Below are 24327 nucleotides of genomic sequence, written 5' to 3'. Positions count from 1 at the left end.
ACAAAAACCCGGGGAGTCCGAGAGAGAAGATTCATGCCCCGCCGCTGTCGACCGACCTCTATGAATCGCCGACATGTCCTGTGTGCGCTCGTGGTGGTCGCCGCCCTCACCGCGGGCTGTATGAACACTCCGCGGCCCACGCCCCAGTCCCCTGCCGGCGATCTGGACGCCGGCGACGGCCAGTCGGTCGAGACGCCGGAGCCGAACCGATTTTCGGTCCCATCCTGGGACACACGGGCCGGTGACAACACCACTGTCGTCGACATGCAGGTGTGGAACAAGGCCGACCGGCAACGGGGCGTCCGGGTGTCAGTCTCCCGGCAGATCGGCAACCGGTCCGTCGCGGGATCGACCGATCTCGTCCTCGGCGCGAACGAAACCGCGACGACCGAGATTACCCTCGACGTGCCATACGACGAGTTCTGGGAGGGCTCGAACCTGGACTTCGACCTCGAAGAACGGCCGATCGAGGACTAACGCCGCCGCCGGGCGACCCGTTCCTCCGCCGTCTCCTCGCTGACGATTTCGTATAGGAGCGCGCGTCCTGGTCCCGCTCTGTCTCCGTCCCCGTCGTCACCGTCCCCGTCGCCGCCGGCCTCGCTCTCCTTCGGCCGGAGGATCCGCCCGAGTCGCTGGGTGAACTCCCGTTCGCTCCCGCTCCCCGAGAGGACGACCGCGACGTTGGCGTCGGGTACGTCGATCCCCTCGTTGAGGACGTTCGCCGTCACGACCGTCGAGTACGTCCCCTCCCGGAACCGTGAGAGGATCTCCCGGCGTTCGTCGGCGGCCGTCTCTCCCGTGATAGCCGGAACGAGGAATCGCTCGGAGAGGCGATAGACGAGGTCGGTGTGGGCGGTGAAGACGATCACCCGATCCTCGCGGTGGCGGTCGAGGATGCCCGCCAGTTCCTCGACTTTGCGGTCGGCGTTCATCATGATCTCGCGGGCACGCTGTTTGGCCAGTAGCGCCTCCCGGGCTCGTGGGTCGGTTCCCGACCGCTTGACGAGTTCCTGGTAGTCGCTCCCGCTCCGCAGCTGGATGTTCGACTGGGCGAGGTAGTCGGTGAAGGTTCCCTGCTCGCGCTCGTAGGCCTCGCGCTCTTCGGAGGTGAGCGCCACTTCGATCCGTTTCAGGTCGTACTCCGCGAGGTGGTCGCCCGCGAGGTCGTCGGCGTCGAGGCGGTAGACGACCGGGCCGACGAGGTCTTCGATCACCTCGTGTGCGCCGTCGGGGCGCTCGAAAGTCGCGGTCAGACCGAGGCGGGCGGGCGCGGCGAACAGCCGACCGATGTCGCGATACCCCTCGCCCCCGAGGTGGTGCACCTCGTCGAAGACGAGCAGGCCGAATCGGTCGCCAACGTCGTCGGCCCGGAGGTACGCCGAGTCGTAGGTTGCCACCGTCAGTGTCTCGCCCCGCTGTTCGCCGCCGCCGAACTGCCCGACCGGTACGTCGAACTCCCGCTTCAGTTCCTCGCGCCACTGCTCCAGCAGGTCGATGGTCGGGACCACCACGAGCGTCGGCACGCCCAGGGTCTCGATGGCCTCGATGCCGATGACGGTCTTCCCGCTCCCCGTCGGGAGTTCGAGGACGCCCCGCGGTGCCGGGGGGCGGTCGCCGCCACCGTCTGCTCCCTCGCTCACCGCGTCGTCCGTGTCCAGCCAGGCGTCGAGGGCGTCCCGCTGGTACTCGCGGAGTTCGTAGGTGGCGGACAGATCGAGGGACTGGCGGTCGAGCACGCGGTCCTCGTACTCGACGCCGCGGTCGTCGAGCGCCCGCCGGAGTTCGTGGTACCGGACCGCCGGTGCGCGCCCGGTCTGTGAGCGCGGGTCGCGTTCGACGCCGGGCAGCCCCGTCGGTACGTCGCCGGCCAGTCGAACGGTCCCGTCCTCGAAGGTCAACCGCAGCACGGCCGCGGCTACGTCGGGGGTCCGAAAGAACCCACCGTCTGCCGACCGAGATCGCCGTGGTCGACCACATGCGCCGAAATCGACAAATGTTGCCGACTCGTAGCCACGGGTATGCCCTGGGTCGACCCGCACGAGACGGACCCCGAGACGTGGGCCGGGGACGCGACGGCGGAGCGGTCGTGTACGTCGGTCTACGAGCGGGCGCTGGACACGCCCCGCCCGTTCGAGCGGACCGACAAACTGCTGTTGCAGGGGCCGTCGGTGACCGAGGCGTTCCGGACGCGGGAGTACGACCGGGTACGGATCGACTACCACCTCGCGGTCGAGACCGACGGGCGGGTCAAACTCCTCGCGCGCGGACACCTCTGGGGAGGCGACGAGCCACACCAGCGGTTTCGCGCCCAGTACCGGCGTGAGGGCGAGCCGACCGAGACGGTGCCGTTCGACGAGTATCTCGCGTGGACGCGGTACCAGTTCGGGACCATCGAGGTCGACGGCGGACGGCTCACGTTCGAGGCCGAGAGCGACCGGGAGGAACGGATGCGACGGCTCGACTGGGCGGATCTGTACGCGCCCGACAGGTTGCGGCTGGCCGAACTCGAACTGATCCGCAACCCGGCGCTCGCCCGGTACGCCCTCAGTGATCGGGGCGACTGGCGGGCCGTCGAGGACGCGTTGCGGTACAATCCGGACGCGTTCGCAGTCCGGCCGTGAACCGTGGCGTCCGGTTGCCGGGACGGATTTCTGAACCCTTTTACCCGTCGGTGGGCACTGTCCGGACATGAGCGAGCAGGACGCCTCCGACACGGACGACGCCGACGAGTCGGCACCCGAGGACGCGGCGGACGCAACCCCCGACGAGGTGTCCGCCGACGAGACCACGGCCGACGAGTGGGAGACGCTCGACGACGTGGCCGAGGACGACGACGAGAGCGACGGTACCGCGGAGTTCGAGGCCGGCGACGACCTGCTCGACCGCGTCGAGTCCACAGACGACGAACAGTTGGCCAACGAGATCGCGTCGCTCCGGATGCGCGTCGACTCACTGGAATCGGAGGTACAGGAACGCGAGGAAGAAGCCGACGAACTGGAGTCGAAACTCGCCCGGACGAAAGCGGACTTCCAGAACTACAAGAAGCGGATGAAAAAGCGCCGCGAGGAGGAGAAACAGCGGGCCACCGAGGACCTGGTCGAGCGCCTGCTCGACGTGCGAGACAATCTGAAACGAGCGCTCGAACAGGACGAGGACGCCGACATCCGGGACGGCATCGAGGCCACGCTGCGCCAGTTCGACGAGGAACTGCGACAGGAGAACGTCGAGGAGATCGACCCAGAACCGGGCGAGGAGGTCGATCCTCAGCGCCACGAGGTTCTGCTCCGTGTCGAGTCCGATCAGCCAGCCGGTACCATCGCGGAGGTCCACCGTCCCGGCTACGAGATGGCCGAGAAGGTGATCCGGGCGGCACAGATCACCGTCAGCGAAGAGTGACGCCGATAGCGGAGCGGGGGTCGTCCCGCTCCGCGCTGAATGCGGTACGTAATATAACTCCCGGTCACTGTCCGGCGTCGTGGACTAAAACGCCGGAAGCAGTTGGGAGCGGTCGGGTTCGACTCTCTCTAATCTAGCAACTTTTAACCGATTCAGACCGGTAGGTGGGGACAACAATGGCGAGCAACAAGATTCTCGGTATCGACCTCGGTACCACCAACAGCGCTTTCGCGGTGATGGAGGGGGACGACCCGGAGATCATCGTCAACAGCGAAGGCGAGCGGACGACACCGTCGATCGTCGCCTTCACCGAGGACGGCGAGCAACTCGTCGGGAAGCCGGCCAAGAACCAGGCCGTCCAGAACCCCGAGAACACGATCCAGTCCATCAAGCGCCACATGGGCGAGGACGACTACACCGTCGAGATGAACGGGGAGGAGTACACCCCCGAACAGGTCTCGGCGATGACCCTCCAGAAGATCAAACGCGACGCGGAAGAGTATCTCGGTGACGAGATCGAGAAAGCCGTCATCACGGTCCCCGCGTACTTCAGCGACCGCCAGCGCCAGGCCACGAAGGACGCCGGCGAGATCGCCGGCTTCGAGGTCGAACGCATCATCAACGAACCGACCGCCGCGTCGATGGCCTACGGCCTCGACGACGAGTCCGACCAGACGGTACTGGTGTACGACCTCGGTGGCGGTACCTTCGACGTCTCTATTCTGGATCTCGGCGGCGGCGTCTACGAGGTCGTCGCCACCAACGGTGACAACGACCTCGGTGGGGACGACTGGGACGAGGCCATCATCGACTACCTCGCCGACGAGTTCGAGTCCGAACACGGGATCGACCTCCGTGACGACCGGCAGGCCCTCCAGCGGCTGACCGAGGCCGCCGAGGAGGCGAAGATCGAACTGTCGAACCGCAAAGAGACCACGGTCAACCTGCCCTTCATCGCGGCCGACGACGACGGCCCGAAGGACCTCGAACAGAAGATCACCCGCGCCAAGTTCGAGTCCCTGACCGAGGACCTCGTGGAGCGAACGGTCGGCCCGACCGAGCAGGCCCTCGAGGACGCCGGCTACGCCAAGGGCGACATCGACGAGGTCCTGCTCGTGGGTGGCTCGACCCGGATGCCGATGATCCAGGACAAGGTCGAGGAACTGACCGGCCAGGAGCCCAAGAAGAACGTCAACCCGGACGAGGCCGTCGCGCTGGGTGCGGCCATTCAGGGTGGTGTCCTCTCCGGCGACGTGGACGACATCGTCCTGCTGGACGTGACGCCCCTCTCGCTCGGGATCGAGGTCAAGGGCGGCCTGTTCGAGCGCCTGATCGAGAAGAACACAACGATTCCCACGGAGGAGTCGAAGATCTTCACCACGGCCGCGGACAACCAGACCTCCGTGCAGGTCCGGGTGTTCCAGGGCGAACGCGAGATGGCCGAGGAGAACGAGTTGCTGGGTGAGTTCCAGCTGACAGGCATCCCCCCGGCTCCGGCTGGAACGCCCCAGATCGAGGTCGGCTTCAACATCGACGAGAACGGTATCGTCAACGTCGAGGCCGAGGACAAGGGATCGGGCAACGCCGAGTCGATCACCATCGAGGGCGGCGCGGGCCTCAGCGACGAGCAGATCGAGGAGATGCAGGAGGAAGCCGAGGAACACGCCGAGGAAGACCAGAAGCGCCGCGACTTCGTGGAGGCACGTAACGAGGCCGAGTCGGCCATCCAGCGCGCGGAGAAGCTACTCGACGAGAACGAAGAGGAGATCGACGAGGAGCTCGAGAGCGATATCGAGGCCGAGATCGACCGCGTGCAGGAGGCCCTCGACGAGTACGAAAACGTCGACAGTGAGGAACTGGAGACGGCGTCGGACGCCCTCGAATCGGCGACCGAGAGTCTCTCGGAGGAACTGCAGGAGATCGGCAAGCAGATGTACCAGGAGCAGGCCCAGCAGGCTGCCGGCGGTGCTGGTCCCGGCGGCGCAGGCGCTGCGGGTGCTGGTCCCGGTGCGGGAGCCGGTCCCGGCCCGGGCGGTGCTGGTCCGGGTGCGGACGGCGGCGACGAGGAGTACGTCGATGCGGACTTCGAGGACGTCGACGAAAGCGACGACGAGTAACACGAGGAGTCGCTTTCGTCGGCTCGATAGACGAACGAAGTGAGTCTATCGGTGTCTCGAAAAACGACCGGAGGGAGTTTTTCGAGGTGGACGAGGACTGAAATGACGAGTCTTCGTCGGCTCGGAAGTCGAGCGGAACGTGTCGCGCTGTGGCTGACTATAAAGGCATACATATATTCAGGATAATACTTTTGGTTGTCAGAAACTGAACTCGAAACGATGGACGGTCGGGAGATGCTGGTGGGGGTTGTAGCGACCACAAAGTGGCTGGTGTACTGCGGTGGGGTCGCGGTTGTCGGTGGGGGAATCGTCTTCGTGTTGGCGGTGGCGTGGCTCGGGGTTCCGGTGCAGAAGGTGGTCCGGGAGACGCCGGTGTTCGGTGCGGTATCGCCGTCGATCGTGGCGGTCGGGGTGTTGTTCGCTGCGGTCGTGATGGTTCTCGACGCGGACCTGCGGTCGTAGGGCGGACTGGCTGCCGCGTTGACGGACCCGTTCTTTTCAAGTATCTCAATCGAATAGGGTGGGACAACGAATGAGCGAGGATTTCTACGACGTACTCGGGGTGTCGCGAGACGCCAGCGAGGACGAGATCAAGCAGGCCTACCGGGAGAAAGCACGGGAGTACCATCCTGACGTGAGCGACGATCCGAACGCCGAAGAGAAGTTCAAGAAAGCCAAGACGGCCAAGGAGGTCCTCACGGACGAGGAGAAACGGCAGGCCTACGACCGCATGGGCCACGAGCGGTTCGAGCAGGCCCAGAAACAGGGTGGGTTCAGCGGTGGTGGCGGTGCCCGCGGCCAGCGCGGCGCGGGTGGCGACCCCTTCGGACAGGGCGGTCCATTCGGCGATATGGGCGACATCTTCGAGCAGTTCTTCGGCGGCGGGGGCGGTCGCGGCGGTGCTCGACAGGGCACGGATCTCCGGACCGACCTCTCGATCACGCTCGAAGAAGCCGCGAGCGGCGTCGAGAAACAACTCGTCATCACGCGACCCGAGAACTGTCCCGACTGTCACGGCGACGGACATCCGCCGGACAGCGACTCCCGCACCTGTCCGGAGTGTGAGGGTCGCGGACAGGTGACGCGCGTTCAGCAGACGCCGATGGGCCGGGTCCAGCAGACGACGACCTGTCAGCGCTGTGGGGGCGAGGGCACGCTCTACAGCGAGACCTGTGATACCTGCCGCGGGAAGGGACAGGTCCGCAACGAGGTGACCCTCTCCGTGGACGTGCCCGCCGGGATCCGGGACGGCCAGACCCTCCGGATGGAGGGCGAGGGCGCGCCAGCCGAGGGCGGTGGGCCAAGCGGTGACCTGCTGATCGAGGTGTCGATCGAGGACCATCCCGAGTTCGACCGGGAGGGCGACGACCTCTATCACGAGTACGCGATCTCCTTCCCGCAGGCGGTGTTCGGCGACACGGTGGAGGTGTCGACGCTCGACGGGGCCGTCGAACTCGACGTGCCGAAACACACCCAGAGCGGCGAAGTCTTCAGACTCGACGGCAAGGGGATGCCCCAACTCCGGGGCCGCGGGAACGGCGACATGTTCGTGCGGGTCCGGGTCGTCACGCCCGACAGCCTGAACGACGAGCAACGCGAGGCGCTGGAGGCGTTCGCCGAAGCCGGCGGCGAGGAAGTCGACGTCGAACAGGGCTTTTTCGAGCGACTGAAAAACAGCTTCTGAGCCGCCAGTCTACAGCCGGCCTTCTGGAGTCAATCGACCGATAGTTCTGGTACGATTAGATTTATTATTATCAAGTACGGACGTGAAATCGGCGCGGGGTCGGTACCGGTAACGTACTCGTATCCACCCCTTCCCCCCTGGTGGCCTCGCGCCGCTTTTCGGTCCGGGTGATTCGTTCGAGAGTGGCTCCGAACGGCCGAACCGTGACAGACGACTTAAGCGGGCCCGGCGGTAACGATCGGTATGGACGTTATCGGCGATCTCGTCGCGCGCGAGCGTCGGGTGAAAGAGCCGCTGGTGTACGGCGACGGGGCCCAGCCCTACACCGCACACAAGTTCTGTACCGACGCCTGGAAGGCGGCGAGTCTGTTCCGCTACCACGGCGTGGGTCCGGGCCGGGGCGTCGGCGTCGCGGCCGACCCGACGCCACAGTCGCTGCTCGCGTTCTTCGGTGCAGCGCTTCTGGGTGCGCCCGTACGGTTCGGCCTGCCGCCGGAAGCCGACGCTCGGATCGTCGTCGGTCCAGTCGCGGCGGTCGAATCGCTGACGGTCGACCCGGGAACCAAGCGCGTGGGCTATGGGGACGAACCGTCCGATCCGGACGTGATCCACTTCGAGCGGGACATCTGGAGCGAGAACCCGACGATGCCGCCGGACAGGGTGAGGCCGGACCAGTCGGCGCTGTCGACGGCCGACGAAACCTACACTCACGAGGCCCTGCTCGCTGCCGCCGAACGGGTCGTCGACGAGCGGGACCTGGCCGACGGAGACGCCGTCGCGGTCCGTGCGTCGCTCACCCGACCCGGAACGCTCGTCGCGGGCGTGCTCGCGCCCTTGCAGGTCGGCGCGTCGATCCTGCTGGCAGAGACCGGACCCGAGCCGACGCTCGTGGTCGGTGCTGAGGGGGACGCGCCGACGCTCGACCCAGACGACGTGGTGCTCTGACGGGCCGATCACCTAGCGGGCGTCCTCGATGGCGTCCAGTGCGTCGGGGTTCTCGATCGAGGAGAGATCTCCCAGATCCTCGTCCTCGTAGGTGGCCTGGACGGCCCGGCGGATGATCTTGCCCGACTGGGTCTTGGGGAACTCCTCGACGAACAGGACCTCGCGGGGGCGGAACGGTTTGCCCAGTTCCTCGCCCACCTGTGTGCGGATCTCCTCGCGGAGGGCGTCCGTCTCCTCGATCCCGTCCTCGACGATGACGTAGAGGACGACGGCGGTACCGGTGGTGTCGTCGTCGGCACCGATGGCGGCGGCCTGATTGACGGCCTCGTGGTCCATCGATGCGCCCTCGACCTCGGCCGGCCCCACTTTGCGGCCGGCGACGTTGAGGGTGTCGTCGGCCCGGCCGTGGAGGAACCAGAAACCGTCCTCGTCCTTCTGGGCCCAGTCGCCGTGGTTCCAGAGGTCGTCCCACCGCGACCAGTACTCGTTCAGGTAGCGCTCGTCGCCGCTCCAGAGGGATTTCGTCATCGAGGGACAGGAGTCACGCGCGACCAGATAGCCCCGCTCGTGGTCCTCCTTGATCGACTCGCCGGTGGCGTCGACGATGTCGATGTCCATACCCAGTCCCGGCCCGCCGAGGGTGCAGGGTTTGAGGTCGTTGATCGGCAGGGGCATCAGGAAACAGCCACAGATCTCGGTGCCGCCGCTGATGTTGATGATGGGCGTGTCGCCGCCGCCGACGTTCTCGTGGAACCACAGCCAGGACTCGGGATCCCACGGTTCGCCCGTCGACCCCAGGAGTCGAAGCGAGGAGAGGTCGTGACCCTCGACCCACTCGTCGCCTTGCTTGCGGAGCGCCCGGATCGCAGTCGGGGAGATACCGAACTGGGTGAGGGAGTGGCGGTCGATCATCTCCCAGAACCGGTCGGGTTCGGGGTGGTCCGGTGCACCCTCGTACATGAAGATCGTTCCGCCGAAGGTGTGGTTGCCGATCAGCGTCCACGGCCCCATCATCCAGCCGATATCCGAAACCCAGAAGAACCGATCCGAGGGCTGCAGGTCGAACCCGAAGTACAGTTCCTTGGCACACTGGGTCTGGACGCCGGCGTGGGTGTGGACGATCCCTTTGGGCTTGCCGGTGGTCCCCGAGGAGTACAGCAGCATCGACTCCTGGTCGCTCGGAAGGGACTTGGTGTCGTACTCGTCGGACTGGGTGGCGACGGCGTCGGCCCACCACTCGTCGCGGCCGTCGGTGATCGGTATGTCTGCTCCCAGTCGGTCGTAGACGATCACCGACTCTACCTCTGTGTCGGCCTGCTCGATGGCCTCGTCGGCGGTCTCCTTGAGCGTCACCGGGTCGCCCCGGCGGAGGAAGCCGTCGCCGGTGAAGAGAACCGAGCACTCGGGGTCCTCGAGGCGGGTGGCGGTGGCGTCGACGCCGAACCCGGAGAAGATGGGGACGGCGATCGCGCCGGCCTTGAAACAGCCGTAGAGGATCGAGACGACCTCGGGGACCATCGGCATGTAGAGGCCCACGGTGTCGCCGGTCCCGATATCCCGTTCTTCGAGGGCGTTGGCCACCTGATTGGCCTGCCGGTGGAGTTCGTGGTAGGTGACCTCCCGGACCTCGCCGTCTTCGCCCTCCCAGATGGTCGCGACCTTGTTCCGGCGCTCGTTGTCGGCGGCGGCGTGGCGGTCGACGACGTTGTGGGCGAGGTTGAGTTCGCCGCCGGGGTACCAGTCGGTGAACTGCGGGCCATCCGTATCATCGCGAACCGTGTCGTAGTCCTCGTAGAACTCGATGTCGAGGTAGTCGACGAGTTCGTCCCAGAACCAGTCGACGCCGGAGTCGGGTTCACCCTCGATGTCGGTCGTGGTCCGCTCGATCAGTGCCTCGTAGTCGTCGATCCCGTGGGTCTGCATGAACTCCCACACGTTGGTGGACTCGACGAACTCCTGACTCGGTTCGTGGACCACTTCGTCCAGATCGGCGAGCGATTCGGATGTCATGCTCCGGTATATAGTCGACCGGCTAAAGTAGCTTCCCCCGCCCCGAACGGTGAGGTGTCAGTGGTACGGAGCGAGGCGCTGGTGGCTGGGGTCGGTCTGCATCTGGACGTGACCACAGTCGGTACAGCGCCAGACGTACGACCCGAGACGCCTGTACCCGCGTGCAGGGTTATCGCCCGGACCGATGCCCCACTCGTTGCCGCAGTTGACGCACTTGTTGGGTGCGTACTTGCTCTCGCCGTCGGGCTCTCGGCTCGGCCCCCGGGTCTGGCGGATCGTGTCGAGGACGGCGTGGATGTCGTCGACGTCCATCGCTCCCCGGAGCCGCTCGAACCTTTCTTTGAGCCTTCGAACCCGTCGTTCGAGCGACTCCCGGTCCGGCAGGTCGCTCTCGCCGGCCGTCGCGCCGACCTCGGCCGAGGCGAGCTGTGTCGTCCGTCTGTAGTACTCGATCACCGTCTCCCGGAACCGTGTCCGGCGCGCGAGGCGGTCGACCAGCGACCGGAGTTCGTCCTCGAAGACGGGTTTCGCGAGGTGATGGTCGACGTCGAGCTCCGGGAACGATCTGTTCCGGTCGGCCGTCGTCGTCACGACCTCACAGTACCCGCCTCGGGCCCGGACCAGCTCCAGTACGTTCGCGGCTGCACCGTCCCCGAACTCCTCGGCCAGAACGACGACGTCCACGTCGTCGTCGAACGTCTCGGCGACCTGCCGCTTCGTCACCGCGATACGGACCGTACACTCCGCGAGCCACAGCTCGTAGAGCTCCGCCCGAGTCGCGTTGTTCTCGACGACGAGAACGACAGGTTGTGTCTCCCTCATGGTTCCGTACAGCGATTAAACTGATATCAACTAGTCTCTGGTTGTGGATCTACAAATACGTTCGCTCGCCGCTATCACGGGTGATAACATCGGAATGTGGCGGCCGGGGTCGTCACTCGCTGCCGCGGGAGCCCCGCCGCGCTGCCTCGGAGACGTCGCGTGACTTGACCGAGAAGGAGTGGACCGTCGTCAGGTCGTCGAGGAGGTCCTCGGCACGGTCGAGCCAGTCTTCGGCGGCGTCTAGGGCCTGCTCGTCGCCGGCGTCACGGGCGGTCGATAGCTGGGCCTGTGCCTCCCGGAGCGGGTCCCGGAGGTCCTCGGCGAGGACCTCGCTGAACTCGTCGAACCGCCGCTCGATCCACTGCTCGTACTCTTTGGGTTCGGTGATGTCCTGCAGGAACCCGACGGTGTGTGTCACGTCGCCGTCCTCGTCTTTGACCGGTGCGACGCTGACCCGGCCCCAGAACGGCGTCTCGTCCCGTCGGGCGAGCAGGAGTTCGACCGTGGCGTCGTCCTCGCCGTCGATCGCGGCCTCGAGTTCGGCCCGCTTCGCCCGGTCGGTCTCCTCGCTCACGAGGTGGGTCAGCGGTCGGCCCTCGATCGCCGTCCCGTCGTAGCCGGTGAGTTCCCGGAACCCATCGTTCGCGTAGACGACGGGCGTGTTCGGTCGCGTCCGGTCGGCGATCGTGATGCCGATGGGTGCTTCCGAAATCGCCCGATCTCGGAGTTTCAGCTCCCGTTCGCGCTCCTTGCGTTCGGTGATGTCCCGGGTCGAGACGACGAGCTGGTCGACCTCGCCGTCGACGACGACCGGTGCGATCTGCGTGTGCCAGTGGGTCGGGATGCCGGGGATGTCGTAGGCCTCCTCGTAGGAGAGCTGGGTCTGCCGGTCGACACACTCCTGGAACCGGCCTTCGATCCGGCGACCGATCTCGTCGTCGAGTATCTCCCGCGGTGTCCGTCCGCGGATCTCCGGAAGCGACAATCCCGACATCTCCTCGTAGGCGGGGTTGATCCGCTCGATCTCGAACCGGCAGTCGTCGGTGACGTCGACGAGTGCGATGCCGTCCTGTGCGTTCTGGAACGTCGTCTCGGCCCGCTGTAGCTCCCGTTCACGTGCTTTGCGCTCGGTGATCTCCCGGGAGTTGAAGACGTAGCCGCCGACGGTCGTGTCCTTCCGGTTGCTCCCGACGCCCTCGAACCAGGCCCAGGACCCGTCGGCGCGTTTGAACCGGAACCTGACCTCGTCGACGACGGTCCCGTCCCGATCGGTGAGTTCGATGAACCGCTCGCGGAGCTCCTCGCGATCGTCGGGGTGGACGTAGTTGAACGCGTACTCGCCGACCAGTTCCCCGGGTTCCCACCCGAGTACTCGCTCCACGGAGGGGCTCTGGTACTCGATCGTCCCGTCGGGTGCCATGACCGTCACGATGTCGGCCGAGTGCTCGATGAGCGTCCGGTACTGTCGACCGGACATCGCCGTTCCGTCGGCCGCGTCGTCAAACAGGAGTGCGCCCCGGATCCGTTCGGCCAGCAGCTCCGCGCTGGCGGTCGCGAGCGCCGTCGTGAGGGCGTCGGTCGCCCCCGCTTCGACGCTCTCGGCGGCGTCGTCGGCGTCGTCGGCCAGGACGACCACGGGTATCGCGGGGTACTCCGCCCGAAGCGCCTCGAGGAGCGCGACGGCTGTCCCGTCCCGAAGGTCGAACTCGCTGACGACGCAGTCGGCGTCGGTCTCCGCGACCGCTGTGAGTGTGTCCCCGATTTCCGATACGGTCGTGACCGTCGTCTCGTCGTCACTCCCGTCGAGATACGGGATCGCCCGTTCGACGACACTCTCGTCGGCCCCGACGTGCAGAACGGTCGTCGATGCCGACCCGATGGCAGCCATAGCTCCGGATAGAATAAGATTGCTGATAAGCACTTGGGCCGCATTATCACTGGTCGAACTGGGGAACGTCGACGGCACTAGGACAGCCAGCCGGTCAGGCGGTCACGCCGGGCTGTCGGCCCGCACCCGGACCAGTCCCGTCGAGTCGCCGTCCTCGGTCACCGTCAGGTCGAACTGCCAGCGGTCGTCGTCGAGTCGCCGGGGGTCCGAGAGTTCCAGTGCCGGCCCGGGAAGCCGACCGAGCAGGTCGATCGCAATCGGCAGCGTCGGTAACGACGCCGACCGGTCGGTGAGTGCGTAGTCGGTGATCGTCACCGTCCAGGACTCGCTCTCCGGGGAATCGGACCTCGCGTCGACGGCGTACCCGTCGACGAGGTCGAGCCGCTGTAACCGTTGCAGGGTCGCGTCCAGTGGCCGATCGGTGTCGTCGGAGTCGGCGAGCTCCCCCGCTGCCCCGCGGAGGACGGCGGCCTGTTCGGGTTCGGGGAGTCGCGCCCCGAGCTCGAAAGAGAGGGTCCGTAGCAGGTGCAGACAGAGGTCGTCGGGGTCGTCGATGGCGTCGGCGGTCTCACAGTAGGCGTCCATGATCGACGACTCCAGATCGGCGTACCCCTCGGCCGACAGCGTCTCGAACACGGCCGCGGCCACGTCGTGACAGAAGCCGGTCAGCGAAGTGGACTCGCCCGTCGCGGGCGGTGTCACCGTCCGGTTCGCCCGCTCCGGCTCCTCGCAGGCGATGAAATCGTAACAGGGCGCTCGCGGGTCCCAGCGGCGCAACACCGCCCGGTAGGCGGTCGCCGCTTCCGCGGCCGACTCCGCTGCCTCGCGGTCCGGGAACCGCTTGCCCGCGACCGGGACCGGACAGACGCCCGTCCGCCCGCAGACCACCCAGTACGTCCCACCGTCGTCTGCCAGTTCCTCGATTCGGGCCCTGATCTTCGAGAGCGTGTCGCCGACCATTTTAGGCACACCTAAAACAACTGGGCGAAAATAGATTACGGTCCGGGTCGGCGGTCGCTTCGGTCGCTTCCTCCCTCTCTGAAATAAAAACGTTTCGTTCAAGTCAACATTATCTTTATACCTGTGACCAGCAAACGGTTCCGCAGGTGTGCTAAATGATATCACTGCAGATGGACATGGTCCAGTACGACTGTCCGTACATCGATACGACGGTCGAAAACGACGTGTCCTTTCACGCGAAGCAGTGGGACTTCAATCCGGCCGCAGAGGAGCTAGAGACGCGGATCACGGTCAGCGGTGCGGACGCGGAAGCGCTGGATAACGGGTTGACCACGTTCAGGAATCACGAGAACGTTCGCGGGTTCGATCTGCTGAAACGGGAGCGGGACGTGGCGCTGCTGCGGTCCCGGATCGGACAGACGGACGCGATGGAGACCATCCGGAAACACGACGGGTACATCACCGGCCCCTTCGAGATCGAAGGCGGGAGCGAGATCTGGCACGTCGGGTTCGACCGGAGCGAACTGGCCGAGGGTGCGCTGTCGGAACTCGACAAGGAGAACGACTTCACCGTCGAGTCCCGGGAGTCGATGGACCTCCAGGACTACTACGAGGTGATGGACAACGCGGACGTGGCCGCGTCACTGCTCGACGGCTGTCGGGAACTCTCCGAGGTCGAACGCCGAACCCTCCGGACCGCGGTGACGGAGGGGTACTTCGGGACCCCGCGAGACGGGACCCTCGCCACGCTGGCCGAGGAACTCGACGTCTCGAAGATGGCCGTCTCGAAGAACCTCCGTCGCAGCGAGCGAAAACTGTTCGAGCGCATCGTCGACGCGATCGGCGAACTCGACGGGGCCGCGAACGGGGACCCCTAGAAGCGGTTGGCGACCCGTTGCGGTAGCGACCTGACGCCGGTTATCACTCGACGCACGAACGCGACGACCTCGTCTTTCGCCAGCACGGCGTAGCCGACGACGGTCTCCTTGACGAACGCGATAACGCCGGCCACGCCGTCAGTCTGGTATCGCTGCCAGGCGACGCCGAGCCAGGCACGGAACCTGTTGATGCCGCCGGCGACCCCGTTGTCGAAGAAGAGGACGACCAGCAACAGCAACACACCGAAGCTGAACTGCCAGTACTGCTCCAGAAGCGGGAACAGGCTGATGAACTCGCGGAGGTACTCGTAGGTGAACGCCCCCACGATCGGCCCGAAGAACGCGTATGGGCCGCCGATGACCGTCATGATGACGGGTTCGGCGGAGAACGTCCAGTGAGCGTAGGAGGGGTTGACGTTCGTCGCCAGCGGGATGAGCAACGCACCCGCCAGGCCACTGAACGCCCCGGAGATGATGAACGTCACCCACTGGTGGCGGTTGACGTCGATCCCGAGTGCACTGGCCCGTTCGGGGTTCTCCCGGATGGCCCGACAGACCATCCCGAACGGTGACTGGACGATCCGCCAGAGCATGTACATCGCGACCGAGACCACGATGAGCGACAGGAAGTAGTACACGAACGGATCGACGATGTCGACCAGTCGGAACTGCATGCCGAACAGTTCGATCTCTCCCATGGTGAAGGTCAGACCGTCGGAGCCGTTGGTGAGGTTCCCGTCGCCGATGCCGAAGACCTCGAAGATAACGCCGACGGTGTCCTGCAGGACCATGACGTACACCGCCATGCTGAACGCGAGCGTGATCAGTGCGAAGTAGATCTCCTCGAGTCGCACCGAGAGAAAGCCCACGAACACCGCCACGAGCGTCGCGACGACGACGCCCAGCAGTAGGGCCAGCACCCACGTCGCGAACGGCGAGATGGCACCGAACGTCTCCGGGATACCCAGTGCTGGCGACACCTGTCCGACGGTTATCGCGGCCGTGTAGCCCGCGGCCGCGACGAACATCGCGTGGCCGAAGGAGAGCAGGCCCGTGTACCCGTACAGGAGGTTGAACGCCGTCGCGAACAGGGCGAGGATCACCGTCTGGGTCAGGATCGAGGTCTGATAGCCACCGAGGACGAACGGCGCGGCAACCAGCAGGATCGCCGCGAGCAAAACGATCCAGGACGTGTTCTCGACCGTCTGGACCCGTTCCGAGAATCCGTAGCTCATCTTACAGTCCCGGTGGGAGGCCGCTCCCGTCGAGCAGGTCCAGTGCCGTGTCCCGGTCCAGCGAGTAGGTCTGCGTGTTGATCTGCCCCGCGCCGTCGTAGGGGACGTCGGCGTCGAACGACGACTCGCCGATCACGCAGTTGGCCGTCGCCTGGTGGGTGTCTGCGTCGATCGTAATCGAGCCACGCGGGTCGTCCTCGTAGGTCAACCCTTCCATCTCCGCGATGATGTCGTCGGAGTTCGTGCTCCCCGCGGCCTCGATGGCCTGCTTGTAGATCTGGACCGCGGCCCAGGTACTCCCGCCGGTAAAGGGCGGGTACGCGAGCACTTCACTGTCGTTCTGGTAGGCGTTCCGGAACGTCTCGATGAGGTTCCGGTCGGCCTCGGTGTCGTACGCGCCCGGCCAGTACCAGCCGGAGTAGTGGACGCCCTCGGGCATCGTGTCGCCGAGCGCCTCGAAGTTGTTGGGGTCGGCGCCGATGGTGTCGAACACGTCGTCGACCTGATCGAACAGCCCCTGCTCGGCGGCCTGGTTGGTGAACGTGACCGTGTCGTTCGCCCAGAAGCTGGTGAACACGATATCCGGGTTCGCGCTCAGCACGGAGTTGATCTGTGGCGTCATGTTGGTCGCGCCCAGTTCCGGGAACTCCGAGGCGACGACCTCGTAGTCGGCACCGAGGCCGTCCATGTACGCCTGCACGTAGTTCCAGCACTGCTGCCCGTAGGCGTAGTCCGGTCCCATGTTGGCGATCCGCGGGTTGTCGAAGTTCTCCGAGATGTACTTCGCGATCGCGTAGGTCATGTGGGACGTGTTCGAGTTCGTCCGGAACACGTTCGGGAGGCCAGCCGCCTTCCCGTCGTCATCGTAATAGTCCCCGTATTTCTCCTCGTCCGGTTCGGTGATGAACGGCGTCCCGATGTCGGTCAGCGTCCACGGTACCCCGAGCTGCTCGACCGTCGGGCCTGAGTTGAGCGTGACACCCGAGGAAGTCATTCCGAGCAGGACATCGGCATTCTCCTGCTGGACGAGACTCTGGAGTTGCCCCTGCGGGTCGTTGCCGTGATCACGGATGACGATCTCGACGTCCTCGTCCATGATCCCACCGTTCTCGTTGATCGCCTCCACGGCGACCTCGGCCGTCGCGGCCGACCCGGCACCCAGTGCCTCGGCCAGCCCGGAGAGCAGGTAGACGCCGCCGATGGTGATTCCGCTGCCGCCGCCGCCCAGACAGCCCGCGACCGATGCGGCGGTTCCCGCACCGGTGGCCGCCAGCACCTCGCGCCGACTTACGAGCCGCGTCCCAGTGTCCTTCGACTCGCTCCCTGATCGATCGACATCATCTAGCATGGTAGTCCATCTACATCCATTCCCGGCTAATAGACAAGGGTTTACATGTAACCATTGTCAGCGCAATTATATTCTTTCAAGGTAATAGGCGGATAGAGTCCTACACACGTGTATAAAGGGGGCGAAAGTATTAACCGATAGCTGATAGAGAGGTCTTCCCATGGTATCGACCGGCCTGCTAATCGATCAGGTGATCACTGGCCTCAGTATCGGGAGTTGGTTGTTTCTCATCGCGGTCGGATTGAGTCTCATCTTCGGCGTCCTCGAAGTGCTGAACTTCGCCCACGGTGTCTTGTACATGATCGGTGCCTACGTGGGCATCGTCGCCGTAGAGAGTTCGACCGGGAACTTCTGGCTGGGGGTGGTGGCCGCGGGGCTCGTCGTCGGCCTCGTCGGGGTCTTCATCGAGATGGGATTTCTCAGGCGCGTGTACGACCGGGACGAACTCGATCAGTTGCTCCTGACGTTCGCGTTCGTCCTCATCATCACCGACGCCGTGCGGTACGTGTTCGGCTCCGGGTCCCGGATCATCAACCCGCCGCCGAGCCTCCGGTTCGACGTCGTTCTGGCGGAGGGAATCTCGATCCCGTCCTACCGAGCGTTCGTCATCGTGGCCTCGGTCGCGGTGATGGGGGTGATCCTGCTCGCCTTGCGGACCACGAACTTCGGACGGGTGGTGCGTGCCACCTCCAGTGACCGGGACATGGCGCTGTTGCTCGGGATCAACGTGCCCCGGCTCTACACCGGCGTCTTCTTCATCGGTGCGGTGCTCGCCGGTGTCGGCGGTGCGCTCGCTGCACCACTGCAGTCCGTGACGCCGGAACTGGGTAACCAGGTGATCATCAACGCCTTCGTCGTCGTGGTCATCGGCGGCCTCGGCTCCTTCACCGGGGCGTTCATCGGCGCGTACATCATCGGCATCATGATCGCGGTCGGCAGCATCTTCGCCGCCGGTGCCGGCCAGCTGTTCCCGTTCGTCGCCCTGATCGCCGTGTTGCTTCTCAAACCCGAGGGGATCGTCGGAGGTGCCGAAGCGTGACGACGGTTCTGGAGACCGACGGGCTCGAACGCCGCTTCGGCAAACTGCTCGCCGTCGAGGATCTGACCGTCTCGATCGACAGCGACGACATCACGAGCATCATCGGCCCCAACGGCGCGGGCAAGACGACCTTCTACAACCTGTTGACGGGTCGGCTCGACCCGACCGACGGGGTCGCCCGGCTCCGACCCCGCGACGGGGACGAACTCGTCACCGTAAGCGGCCGCGAACCGCACGAAATCAACCGCCTCGGCCTCTCCCGGGCGTTCCAGATCAACAACGTCTTCGAGGGGCTGACCGTCTCGGAGAATCTCCGGATCGCTCGCATCAGCAAGAACGGGCGCACGTTCGACCTGCGCGCCGTCGCCCGTGAGGACCCGGAGCTGACGGCGGAAGTGAACGAGGTCATCGAGATGGCCGAGCTCGAAGGCGTCGCCGATACGGTGTGTGAAAACCTCTCGCACGGCGACAAGCGGAAAGTCGAGATCGCGCTCGCACTGGGGACGGATCCGTCGGTGGTCCTGCTCGACGAGCCCACCGCGGGGATGAACGCCACGGAGACCGAGAAGATGGTCGAACTGGTCCGGGATCTGGACGAACAGACGGACATCACCTTCGTCCTGACCGAACACGACATGGACGTCGTCCTCGGGATCTCCGATCGGATCCTCGTTCTCGATAACGGCCAGTTGATCGCCGACGGGACGCCCGACGAGGTCATGGCCGACGAGCGCGTTCGCGAGGCCTACCTCGGAGGTGAGCCATGACGCTCCTCGACCTCTCGGACGTGAACGCCTACTACGGCAACAGCCACGTCCTGTTCGACATCTCTCTGTCCGTCGAGGAAAACGAGGTCGTCGCACTGCTGGGCCGAAACGGCGCGGGCAAGACGACCACACTGCGGGCGATTACCGGCACGGTCCCCCGGCGAGAGGGGACGATCACCTTCCGCGGCGAGTCGATCATCGACGAATCGGTCGACTCGATCAGCAACAAGGGGATCAAACTCGTGCCGGAGGAACGGCGGATCTTCCCGACGCTGACCGTTCAGGAGAACCTCTCGGTCGCCCGCGGCGCCTGTCGGGGAACCGAACCGCGGCCGATCGAGGAGATGTTCGAGATCTTCCCCGTGCTGGACGACCTCCGGGAGAACCGGGGCCGCAACCTCAGCGGCGGGGAACAGCAGATGCTTTCGGTCGCGCGGGCGCTGGTCCAGAACCCCGACCTGCTCCTGCTCGACGAACCCACCGAGGGGCTGGCCCCGGTCATCGTCGAGGACCTGGCCGACGTGCTCGAAGACATCGTCAGCCGCGACGTGACGGTCGTGATCACCGAGCAGAACGTCGACTTCGCGCTCGACCTCTCCGAACGGGCGTACATCATCGAGAGCGGTGAGAACGCCTGGGACGGCTCGATCGCCGACCTGCGCCAGCGCGAGGACCTCCTCGACGAGTACCTCTCGGTCGGGGAGGCAAACGCGGACTGACCGCGTCGCCGTCGGTGTTTCCAGCAGAAGGGCTGCCAACGTTTTTAGCCGGGCGTGGCCAAGGGGCCACCATGTACGTCCGGGACGCGAAAAACCGTGAGGAGGTCTGGCTTCTGGATCACATCGAGGACATGGGCCTGGACGAGACCGCGTTTCGCTCGCGCGACTACGTCATCGCCATCGACGAGGAGACGAACGAGAAGGCGGGCTTCGGGCGGGTCCGCGTCCACAAGACCGACGACGAAGACGTCTGTGAACTCACCTCTATCGGCGTCCTCGAGGACTGGCGCGGACAGGGCGTCGGTGCACACGTCGTCGAGCGGCTCATCCAGAAGGCCGGCGACGAAGGGTTCGAGACCGTCTACTCGCTGACCGACCAGCCGGACTACCTCCGACAGTTCGAGTTCGAGCCGATCGACGCTGGTTCGCTCCCGGAGAAACTTCAGGGTCGGCTGGAGGAAAAACGCGAGACGACCGCGCCCGACGCAGTCCCGATGGCGCTGTCGGTCGCGGAGTTCCGGATGCCCCGGAAGTTCCGGGAGGCCTTCAAACAGGCCGCTGCGGACGAAGGCGAGGCCGAGCCCGAAGAGGGGCCAGAGGACTTCGGGATCGATCCCGACGAGGCGACCTACAAGTATGACACCGGGCGGTGACCCGGTGGTTTCGACCGTCTACTCGGACGGTTCGGTTGGCGATGAGTGAGACCCGCCGTCCCCTCGCCCGGACGGCTCGTCGTCCGCAAGCGGCGGGATGTCCGTCACGTCGAACCGCGCGCCGCCGGAAGACGAACGGTGGTCCTCTTGTGACCGCCCACTCACTTCATCTTCTCGCGGGCCATGCCCGCTCGAACTGTCCGCGGAACTCCGTTCCGCGCTACTCGCGGGGACGCCCGCTTCGCTGTCACTCACCGCGATCTCCCAGCCGTGGGCCTCGACGATGCTCCGGACGATGGCGAGCCCGAAGCCGGTTCCCGACTCGCTGGTGGTGAACCCGTCCTCGAACACCTCGTCGTGCTGGTCAGCGGGGATGCCGGGGCCGTCGTCGGCGACGAAAAAGCCGTCCTCGGTCGCGCCCACGGTGACGGTAACGTCCCCGCGGCCGTGATCGAGGGCGTTGCGGAACAGGTTCTCGAGCGCCCGAAGGAGGCGCTGCTCGTCGGCCTCGAACTCGCGGTCGTCACCGAGCACGAGTTCGGCGTCGACCGTCTCGACGTTTCCCCACGCACGGTTGGCCAGCGAATGGAGGGACACCCGCGACCGATCGTCGACCTGTTTCCCCTCTCTGGCGAGGGTCAACACGTCGTCGATGATGACGTCGATGCGGTCGAGTGCTTCCTCGGCTTCCCTGAGCTCCTGGTCGTCGTCCCGGAGGCGACCGAGTTCCAGTTTTGCCGTCGCGACGTTGAGCGGGTTACGCAGATCGTGGCTCACCACGTTTGCGAACTGTTCGAGCTGGTCGTTCTGGCGTTCGAGTTCACGCTGGCGACGCTTCTGTTCGGTGACGTCGTTGACCAGGAACAGCCGACCGATCAGGGTCCCGCTGCTGTCTTCGAGCGGTCGCACCCGGACCTGGTAGTGGTTCGCGCCGAACGACAGCTCGCCTGTGACCTCGTCGTCGACGTCGGCGATGTCCTCGAACTGGTCGCGGACGGCCGGCATGCCAGCCAACAGTCCCGTTGCGTCCATTCCGATGGCGTCGGTCGCCTCGAGGTCGAGCATCTCCAGACCTTTCGGATTGATGTCCACGAGTCGGTCGTCCCTGTCGAGGACGAACACACCGGCGCCGATGTTTTCGACGACGACGCTGCGGGCGACGGGAACGAGCTCCAGGAAGTCCTGGCTGAAGATGGCCCACCAGAGCGAGAGCCCCGTAACGGCGAACGCGACCGGAGTGAGGTCGAAACTGACCGGCCCGAACAGGAACAGCGCGTTTCCGACCCAGGGGGCGAACACGGCGATGAGGATCGCGGCGACCTGTCGCTGGTAGAGGTACTCGGACTTGACCGCGAAATTCACCAGCATGGCAGCCGAAGCGGTCAGGAGGACGTACGAGTAAGCGGTGTGAGCGATAAATAGCGGCCCGTAGGTGACGGAGTAGCCGGTGAACGTCCCCGGATCCATCGCACCGAACGCGTAGACGAGGTCCCGTGACTGTGGGGCCCAGCTCGCAACGGTGATGAAGACCGGTTCGAGGAGCAAGAGCGCGACCGACCGCCGGCTGATGTACTCCTCGCGGCCGGTGTAGCGCAGCGAGAGCAAAAAGAGGAACAGGACAGACCCGACGACGCCGACGAGCAGGAATCGCGTCGCGAACTTCGCTATCGGGGTCCCCGAAAAGACACTGACCAACCCGGCCATCAGCGTCCAGAAGACCACCGAAAGCAACACGCCCGCGAGTAACTTGGCAGTACGCCGATCCCGGTGTCGCCAGGCGTAACTCGCCACGCCCAGACACAGCAGACCCGCGACGACCAGTGTCCCCTGATAGAGTATCTCGTGGAGACTCATCCATCGACCATAAATACTGTTTCCATAAGTACTCTTAGTCTGTGTACCCTCTCGAAGTGTACGTACACGGTTCGGCCACCCTTTCGGTGATTCAGCGCGAAAAATCTCCCATTTGCGGCCGGCGAAATCGCGTCCGCCCGTGTAATATTTCACTGCCGACTCGCCGGCGGACTCATCGCGAGGACCGCGTCGGGAGTGAAACGCCCCAGCGTGGCCGCCGTCCGCTCAGACAACGCTTATACACGGCCACGTCGTTCACCCAGCCATGTTCGACGAGGAGGACCTCCGGGAGATCCGCTCGGCGAAGGCCGACTGGGACGAGGAGTCGGTCCAGCCGACCGTCGAGCGGTTCGGTGAACGCAAGGAGACGTTCACGACCGACACGGAGGGACAGACCGTAGATCGCCTGTACACGCCCGCGGACGTGGCCGATATCGACTACGACGAGGATCTGAGCTTCCCCGGCGAGGAGCCCTACACGCGGGGCGTCTACCCGACGATGTATCGCGGCCGACTCTGGACCATGCGCCAGTACGCCGGCATGGGGACCGCCAGCGAGACCAACGAGCGGTTCAACTACCTGCTCGACGAGGGCCAGACCGGGCTCTCGATGGCCTTCGACCTCCCCACACAGATGGGGTACGACTCGGACAACGCCATGGCCGCCGGCGAGGTCGGCAAGACCGGCGTCGCCATCGACTCCCTCTCCGACATGGAGACCGTCTTCGAGGGCATCCCGCTCGACGAAGTGTCGACCTCCATGACGATCAACGCACCGGCCTCGGTCCTGCTCGCGATGTACATCGCCGTCGGCGACCAGCAGGGCGTCGACCGCGAGGAACTCCGGGGGACCATTCAGAACGACGTCCTCAAGGAGTACATCGCGCGCAACACCTACATCTACCCGCCCGAGCAGTCGATGCGGATCATCACGGACATCTTCGAGTTCTGTGCCGCGGAGGTCCCCAACTTCAACACCATCTCGATCTCGGGCTACCACATCCGGGAGGCCGGCTCGACCGCGGCCCAGGAGATCGCCTTCACGCTGGGCAACGGCATCGAGTACGTCGAGGCTGCCATCGAGGCCGGACTGGACGTCGACGAGTTCGCCCCGCAGCTCTCCTTCTTCTTCGCCTCGTACAACAATATCCTCGAAGAGGTCGCGAAGTTCCGCGCAGCCCGACGGATGTGGTACAAGATCATGGAGGAGCGCTTCGACGCCGAGAACCCCAAGAGCAAACAGCTCAAGTTCCACACCCAGACCGCCGGGTCCACGCTGACGGCCCAGCAGGTCGAGAACAACGTCGTCCGGGTAGCCTACCAGGCGCTGGCCGCGGTGCTGGGCGGGACCCAGAGCCTCCACACCAACGGCAAGGACGAGGCCGTCGGCCTCCCGACCGAGGAGAGCGTCCGGACCGCGCTCAGAACGCAGCAGATCCTCGCCCACGAGTCCGGAGCCGCGGACACCATCGACCCGCTCGGGGGCAGTTACTACGTCGAGAGCCTGACCGACGAGCTCGAAGAAGAGGCCTTCGACCTTCTCGACCGAATCGACGACAAGGGCGGGATGCTCCCGGCCATCGAGGATCAGTGGGTCCAGCGAGAGATTCAGGACGTGGCCTTCGAGCGCCAGCGCGAACAGGAGGAAGGCGAACGCGTCATCGTCGGCGTCAACGAGTACCAGGTCGAAGAGGAGGAGGACGTGGACATCGAAGAAGTCGACGAGTCACTCGAAGCCCAACAACAGGAGACTCTCGCCGAAGTCCGCGAGGACCGCGACGACGAGGAAGTCGAGGCCAAACTCGAAGCGATCCGGGAGGCCGCCCGCGGGGACGAGAACCTCATGCCGTATCTCGTCGACGCCGTCAAGGTCTACGCCACGACCGGCGAGATCTGTGACGCCATGCGCGACGTGTTCGGCGAGTACCAGGGCGGCGGCATCTGACGGCGCGAACCCTTCTCGGTCGACGTTCAGACAGTTATTCGATCAGCGACAGACCTAAGTATCTGTG

General features: G+C 65.3%; 21 protein-coding genes. 13 read left to right on the top strand and 8 right to left on the bottom strand.

Annotated elements, in window-relative coordinates; genetic code table 11:
* Positions 1 to 60: 60 nt before the first annotated feature.
* Positions 61 to 477 (top strand): hypothetical protein, encoded by a 417-nt coding sequence (locus tag BV210_RS03585; RefSeq protein WP_077205318.1) that lies wholly within the window; start codon positions 61 to 63, stop codon positions 475 to 477.
* Here BV210_RS03585 and BV210_RS03580 read toward each other — a convergent pair.
* Positions 474 to 1907 (bottom strand): DEAD/DEAH box helicase family protein, encoded by a 1434-nt coding sequence (locus BV210_RS03580; protein ID WP_077205317.1) that lies wholly within the window; start codon positions 1905 to 1907, stop codon positions 474 to 476. The genes BV210_RS03585 and BV210_RS03580 overlap by 4 nt on opposite strands.
* Before the next feature lie 111 nt (positions 1908 to 2018).
* Here BV210_RS03580 and BV210_RS03575 point away from each other — a divergent pair, with 111 nt between their 5' ends.
* The 6 genes from BV210_RS03575 to BV210_RS03550 all read left to right on the top strand — a co-directional run bounded on the left by BV210_RS03575 (position 2019) and on the right by BV210_RS03550 (position 8142).
* Positions 2019 to 2621 (top strand): hypothetical protein, encoded by a 603-nt coding sequence (locus tag BV210_RS03575; RefSeq protein ID WP_077205316.1) that lies wholly within the window; start codon positions 2019 to 2021, stop codon positions 2619 to 2621.
* Positions 2622 to 2688: 67 nt separating this feature from the next.
* Entirely contained in the window at positions 2689 to 3396 is a 708-nt protein-coding gene (locus BV210_RS03570) for a nucleotide exchange factor GrpE (RefSeq protein WP_077205315.1), read from the top strand.
* Positions 3397 to 3572: 176 nt separating this feature from the next.
* A complete protein-coding gene (dnaK, locus tag BV210_RS03565) occupies positions 3573 to 5513 on the top strand; it encodes a molecular chaperone DnaK (RefSeq protein ID WP_077205314.1) in 1941 nt (646 codons plus the stop codon).
* 219 nt (positions 5514 to 5732) lie between these two features.
* Positions 5733 to 5975 (top strand): hypothetical protein, encoded by a 243-nt coding sequence (locus tag BV210_RS03560; RefSeq protein ID WP_077205313.1) that lies wholly within the window; start codon positions 5733 to 5735, stop codon positions 5973 to 5975.
* A 70-nt stretch (positions 5976 to 6045) separates the two neighbouring features.
* Positions 6046 to 7197, top strand: a complete 1152-nt coding sequence (gene dnaJ / locus BV210_RS03555; RefSeq protein WP_077205312.1) for a molecular chaperone DnaJ — start codon at positions 6046 to 6048, stop codon at positions 7195 to 7197.
* Between the two features lie 243 nt (positions 7198 to 7440).
* The gene (locus BV210_RS03550; RefSeq protein WP_077205311.1) at positions 7441 to 8142 is read left to right on the top strand and encodes a hypothetical protein; all 702 of its coding nucleotides are present in this window, start codon (positions 7441 to 7443) and stop codon (positions 8140 to 8142) included.
* A 12-nt stretch (positions 8143 to 8154) separates the two neighbouring features.
* On the opposite strand, the gene BV210_RS03545 is transcribed toward BV210_RS03550, so the two are convergent.
* The 4 genes from BV210_RS03545 to BV210_RS03530 all read right to left on the bottom strand — a co-directional run bounded on the left by BV210_RS03545 (position 8155) and on the right by BV210_RS03530 (position 13822).
* Positions 8155 to 10152: an AMP-binding protein gene (locus tag BV210_RS03545; RefSeq protein ID WP_077205310.1), complete on the bottom strand. Its 1998-nt coding sequence runs from the start codon at positions 10150 to 10152 to the stop codon at positions 8155 to 8157.
* A 57-nt stretch (positions 10153 to 10209) separates the two neighbouring features.
* Complete coding sequence (locus tag BV210_RS03540) at positions 10210 to 10974, bottom strand: response regulator (RefSeq protein ID WP_077205309.1); 765 nt, start codon at positions 10972 to 10974, stop codon at positions 10210 to 10212.
* 112 nt (positions 10975 to 11086) lie between these two features.
* Positions 11087 to 12862, bottom strand: coding sequence for a PAS domain S-box protein (locus tag BV210_RS03535; RefSeq protein WP_077205308.1), 1776 nt, complete (start codon positions 12860 to 12862; stop codon positions 11087 to 11089).
* A 102-nt stretch (positions 12863 to 12964) separates the two neighbouring features.
* Positions 12965 to 13822, bottom strand: a complete 858-nt coding sequence (locus tag BV210_RS03530) for a hypothetical protein (RefSeq protein ID WP_077205307.1) — start codon at positions 13820 to 13822, stop codon at positions 12965 to 12967.
* Between the two features lie 155 nt (positions 13823 to 13977).
* Here BV210_RS03530 and BV210_RS03525 point away from each other — a divergent pair, with 155 nt between their 5' ends.
* Entirely contained in the window at positions 13978 to 14700 is a 723-nt protein-coding gene (locus tag BV210_RS03525) for a helix-turn-helix domain-containing protein (protein ID WP_077205306.1), read from the top strand.
* Here the strand turns inward: BV210_RS03525 and BV210_RS03520 are convergent.
* Both BV210_RS03520 and BV210_RS03515 read right to left on the bottom strand, forming a co-directional pair.
* A complete protein-coding gene (locus tag BV210_RS03520; RefSeq protein WP_077205305.1) occupies positions 14697 to 15935 on the bottom strand; it encodes a branched-chain amino acid ABC transporter permease in 1239 nt (412 codons plus the stop codon). The genes BV210_RS03525 and BV210_RS03520 overlap by 4 nt on opposite strands.
* A gap of 1 nt (position 15936) precedes the next feature.
* Positions 15937 to 17283, bottom strand: coding sequence for an ABC transporter substrate-binding protein (locus BV210_RS03515; RefSeq protein WP_077205304.1), 1347 nt, complete (start codon positions 17281 to 17283; stop codon positions 15937 to 15939).
* 160 nt (positions 17284 to 17443) lie between these two features.
* Here BV210_RS03515 and BV210_RS03510 point away from each other — a divergent pair, with 160 nt between their 5' ends.
* The 4 genes from BV210_RS03510 (at position 17444) to BV210_RS03495 (ending at position 20461) form a co-directional block, all read left to right on the top strand.
* A complete protein-coding gene (locus tag BV210_RS03510) occupies positions 17444 to 18322 on the top strand; it encodes a branched-chain amino acid ABC transporter permease (RefSeq protein ID WP_077205303.1) in 879 nt (292 codons plus the stop codon).
* Positions 18319 to 19089: an ABC transporter ATP-binding protein gene (locus tag BV210_RS03505; protein WP_077205302.1), complete on the top strand. Its 771-nt coding sequence runs from the start codon at positions 18319 to 18321 to the stop codon at positions 19087 to 19089. The genes BV210_RS03510 and BV210_RS03505 overlap by 4 nt, the downstream gene beginning before the upstream one ends.
* Positions 19086 to 19808, top strand: coding sequence for an ABC transporter ATP-binding protein (locus BV210_RS03500; RefSeq protein ID WP_077205301.1), 723 nt, complete (start codon positions 19086 to 19088; stop codon positions 19806 to 19808). Before BV210_RS03505 ends, BV210_RS03500 begins: the two co-directional genes overlap by 4 nt.
* Before the next feature lie 71 nt (positions 19809 to 19879).
* Positions 19880 to 20461 carry a GNAT family N-acetyltransferase gene (locus BV210_RS03495; RefSeq protein ID WP_077205300.1) on the top strand — a complete coding sequence of 194 codons (582 nt, stop codon included), beginning with the start codon at positions 19880 to 19882 and terminating at the stop codon, positions 20459 to 20461.
* An 18-nt stretch (positions 20462 to 20479) separates the two neighbouring features.
* Here the strand turns inward: BV210_RS03495 and BV210_RS03490 are convergent, their stop codons facing one another.
* Positions 20480 to 22315, bottom strand: a complete 1836-nt coding sequence (locus tag BV210_RS03490; protein WP_077205299.1) for a histidine kinase N-terminal 7TM domain-containing protein — start codon at positions 22313 to 22315, stop codon at positions 20480 to 20482.
* 265 nt (positions 22316 to 22580) lie between these two features.
* Between BV210_RS03490 and BV210_RS03485 the strand changes: the two genes are divergently transcribed.
* Positions 22581 to 24260 carry a methylmalonyl-CoA mutase gene (locus BV210_RS03485; RefSeq protein WP_077205298.1) on the top strand — a complete coding sequence of 560 codons (1680 nt, stop codon included), beginning with the start codon at positions 22581 to 22583 and terminating at the stop codon, positions 24258 to 24260.
* The last annotated feature ends 67 nt before the right edge of the window (positions 24261 to 24327 follow it).

This window comes from Halorientalis sp. IM1011 (genome assembly GCF_001989615.1).
Taxonomy (GTDB): Archaea; Halobacteriota; Halobacteria; order Halobacteriales; family Haloarculaceae; genus Halorientalis.
This window is presented reverse-complemented; position numbering and strand designations above follow the sequence as displayed.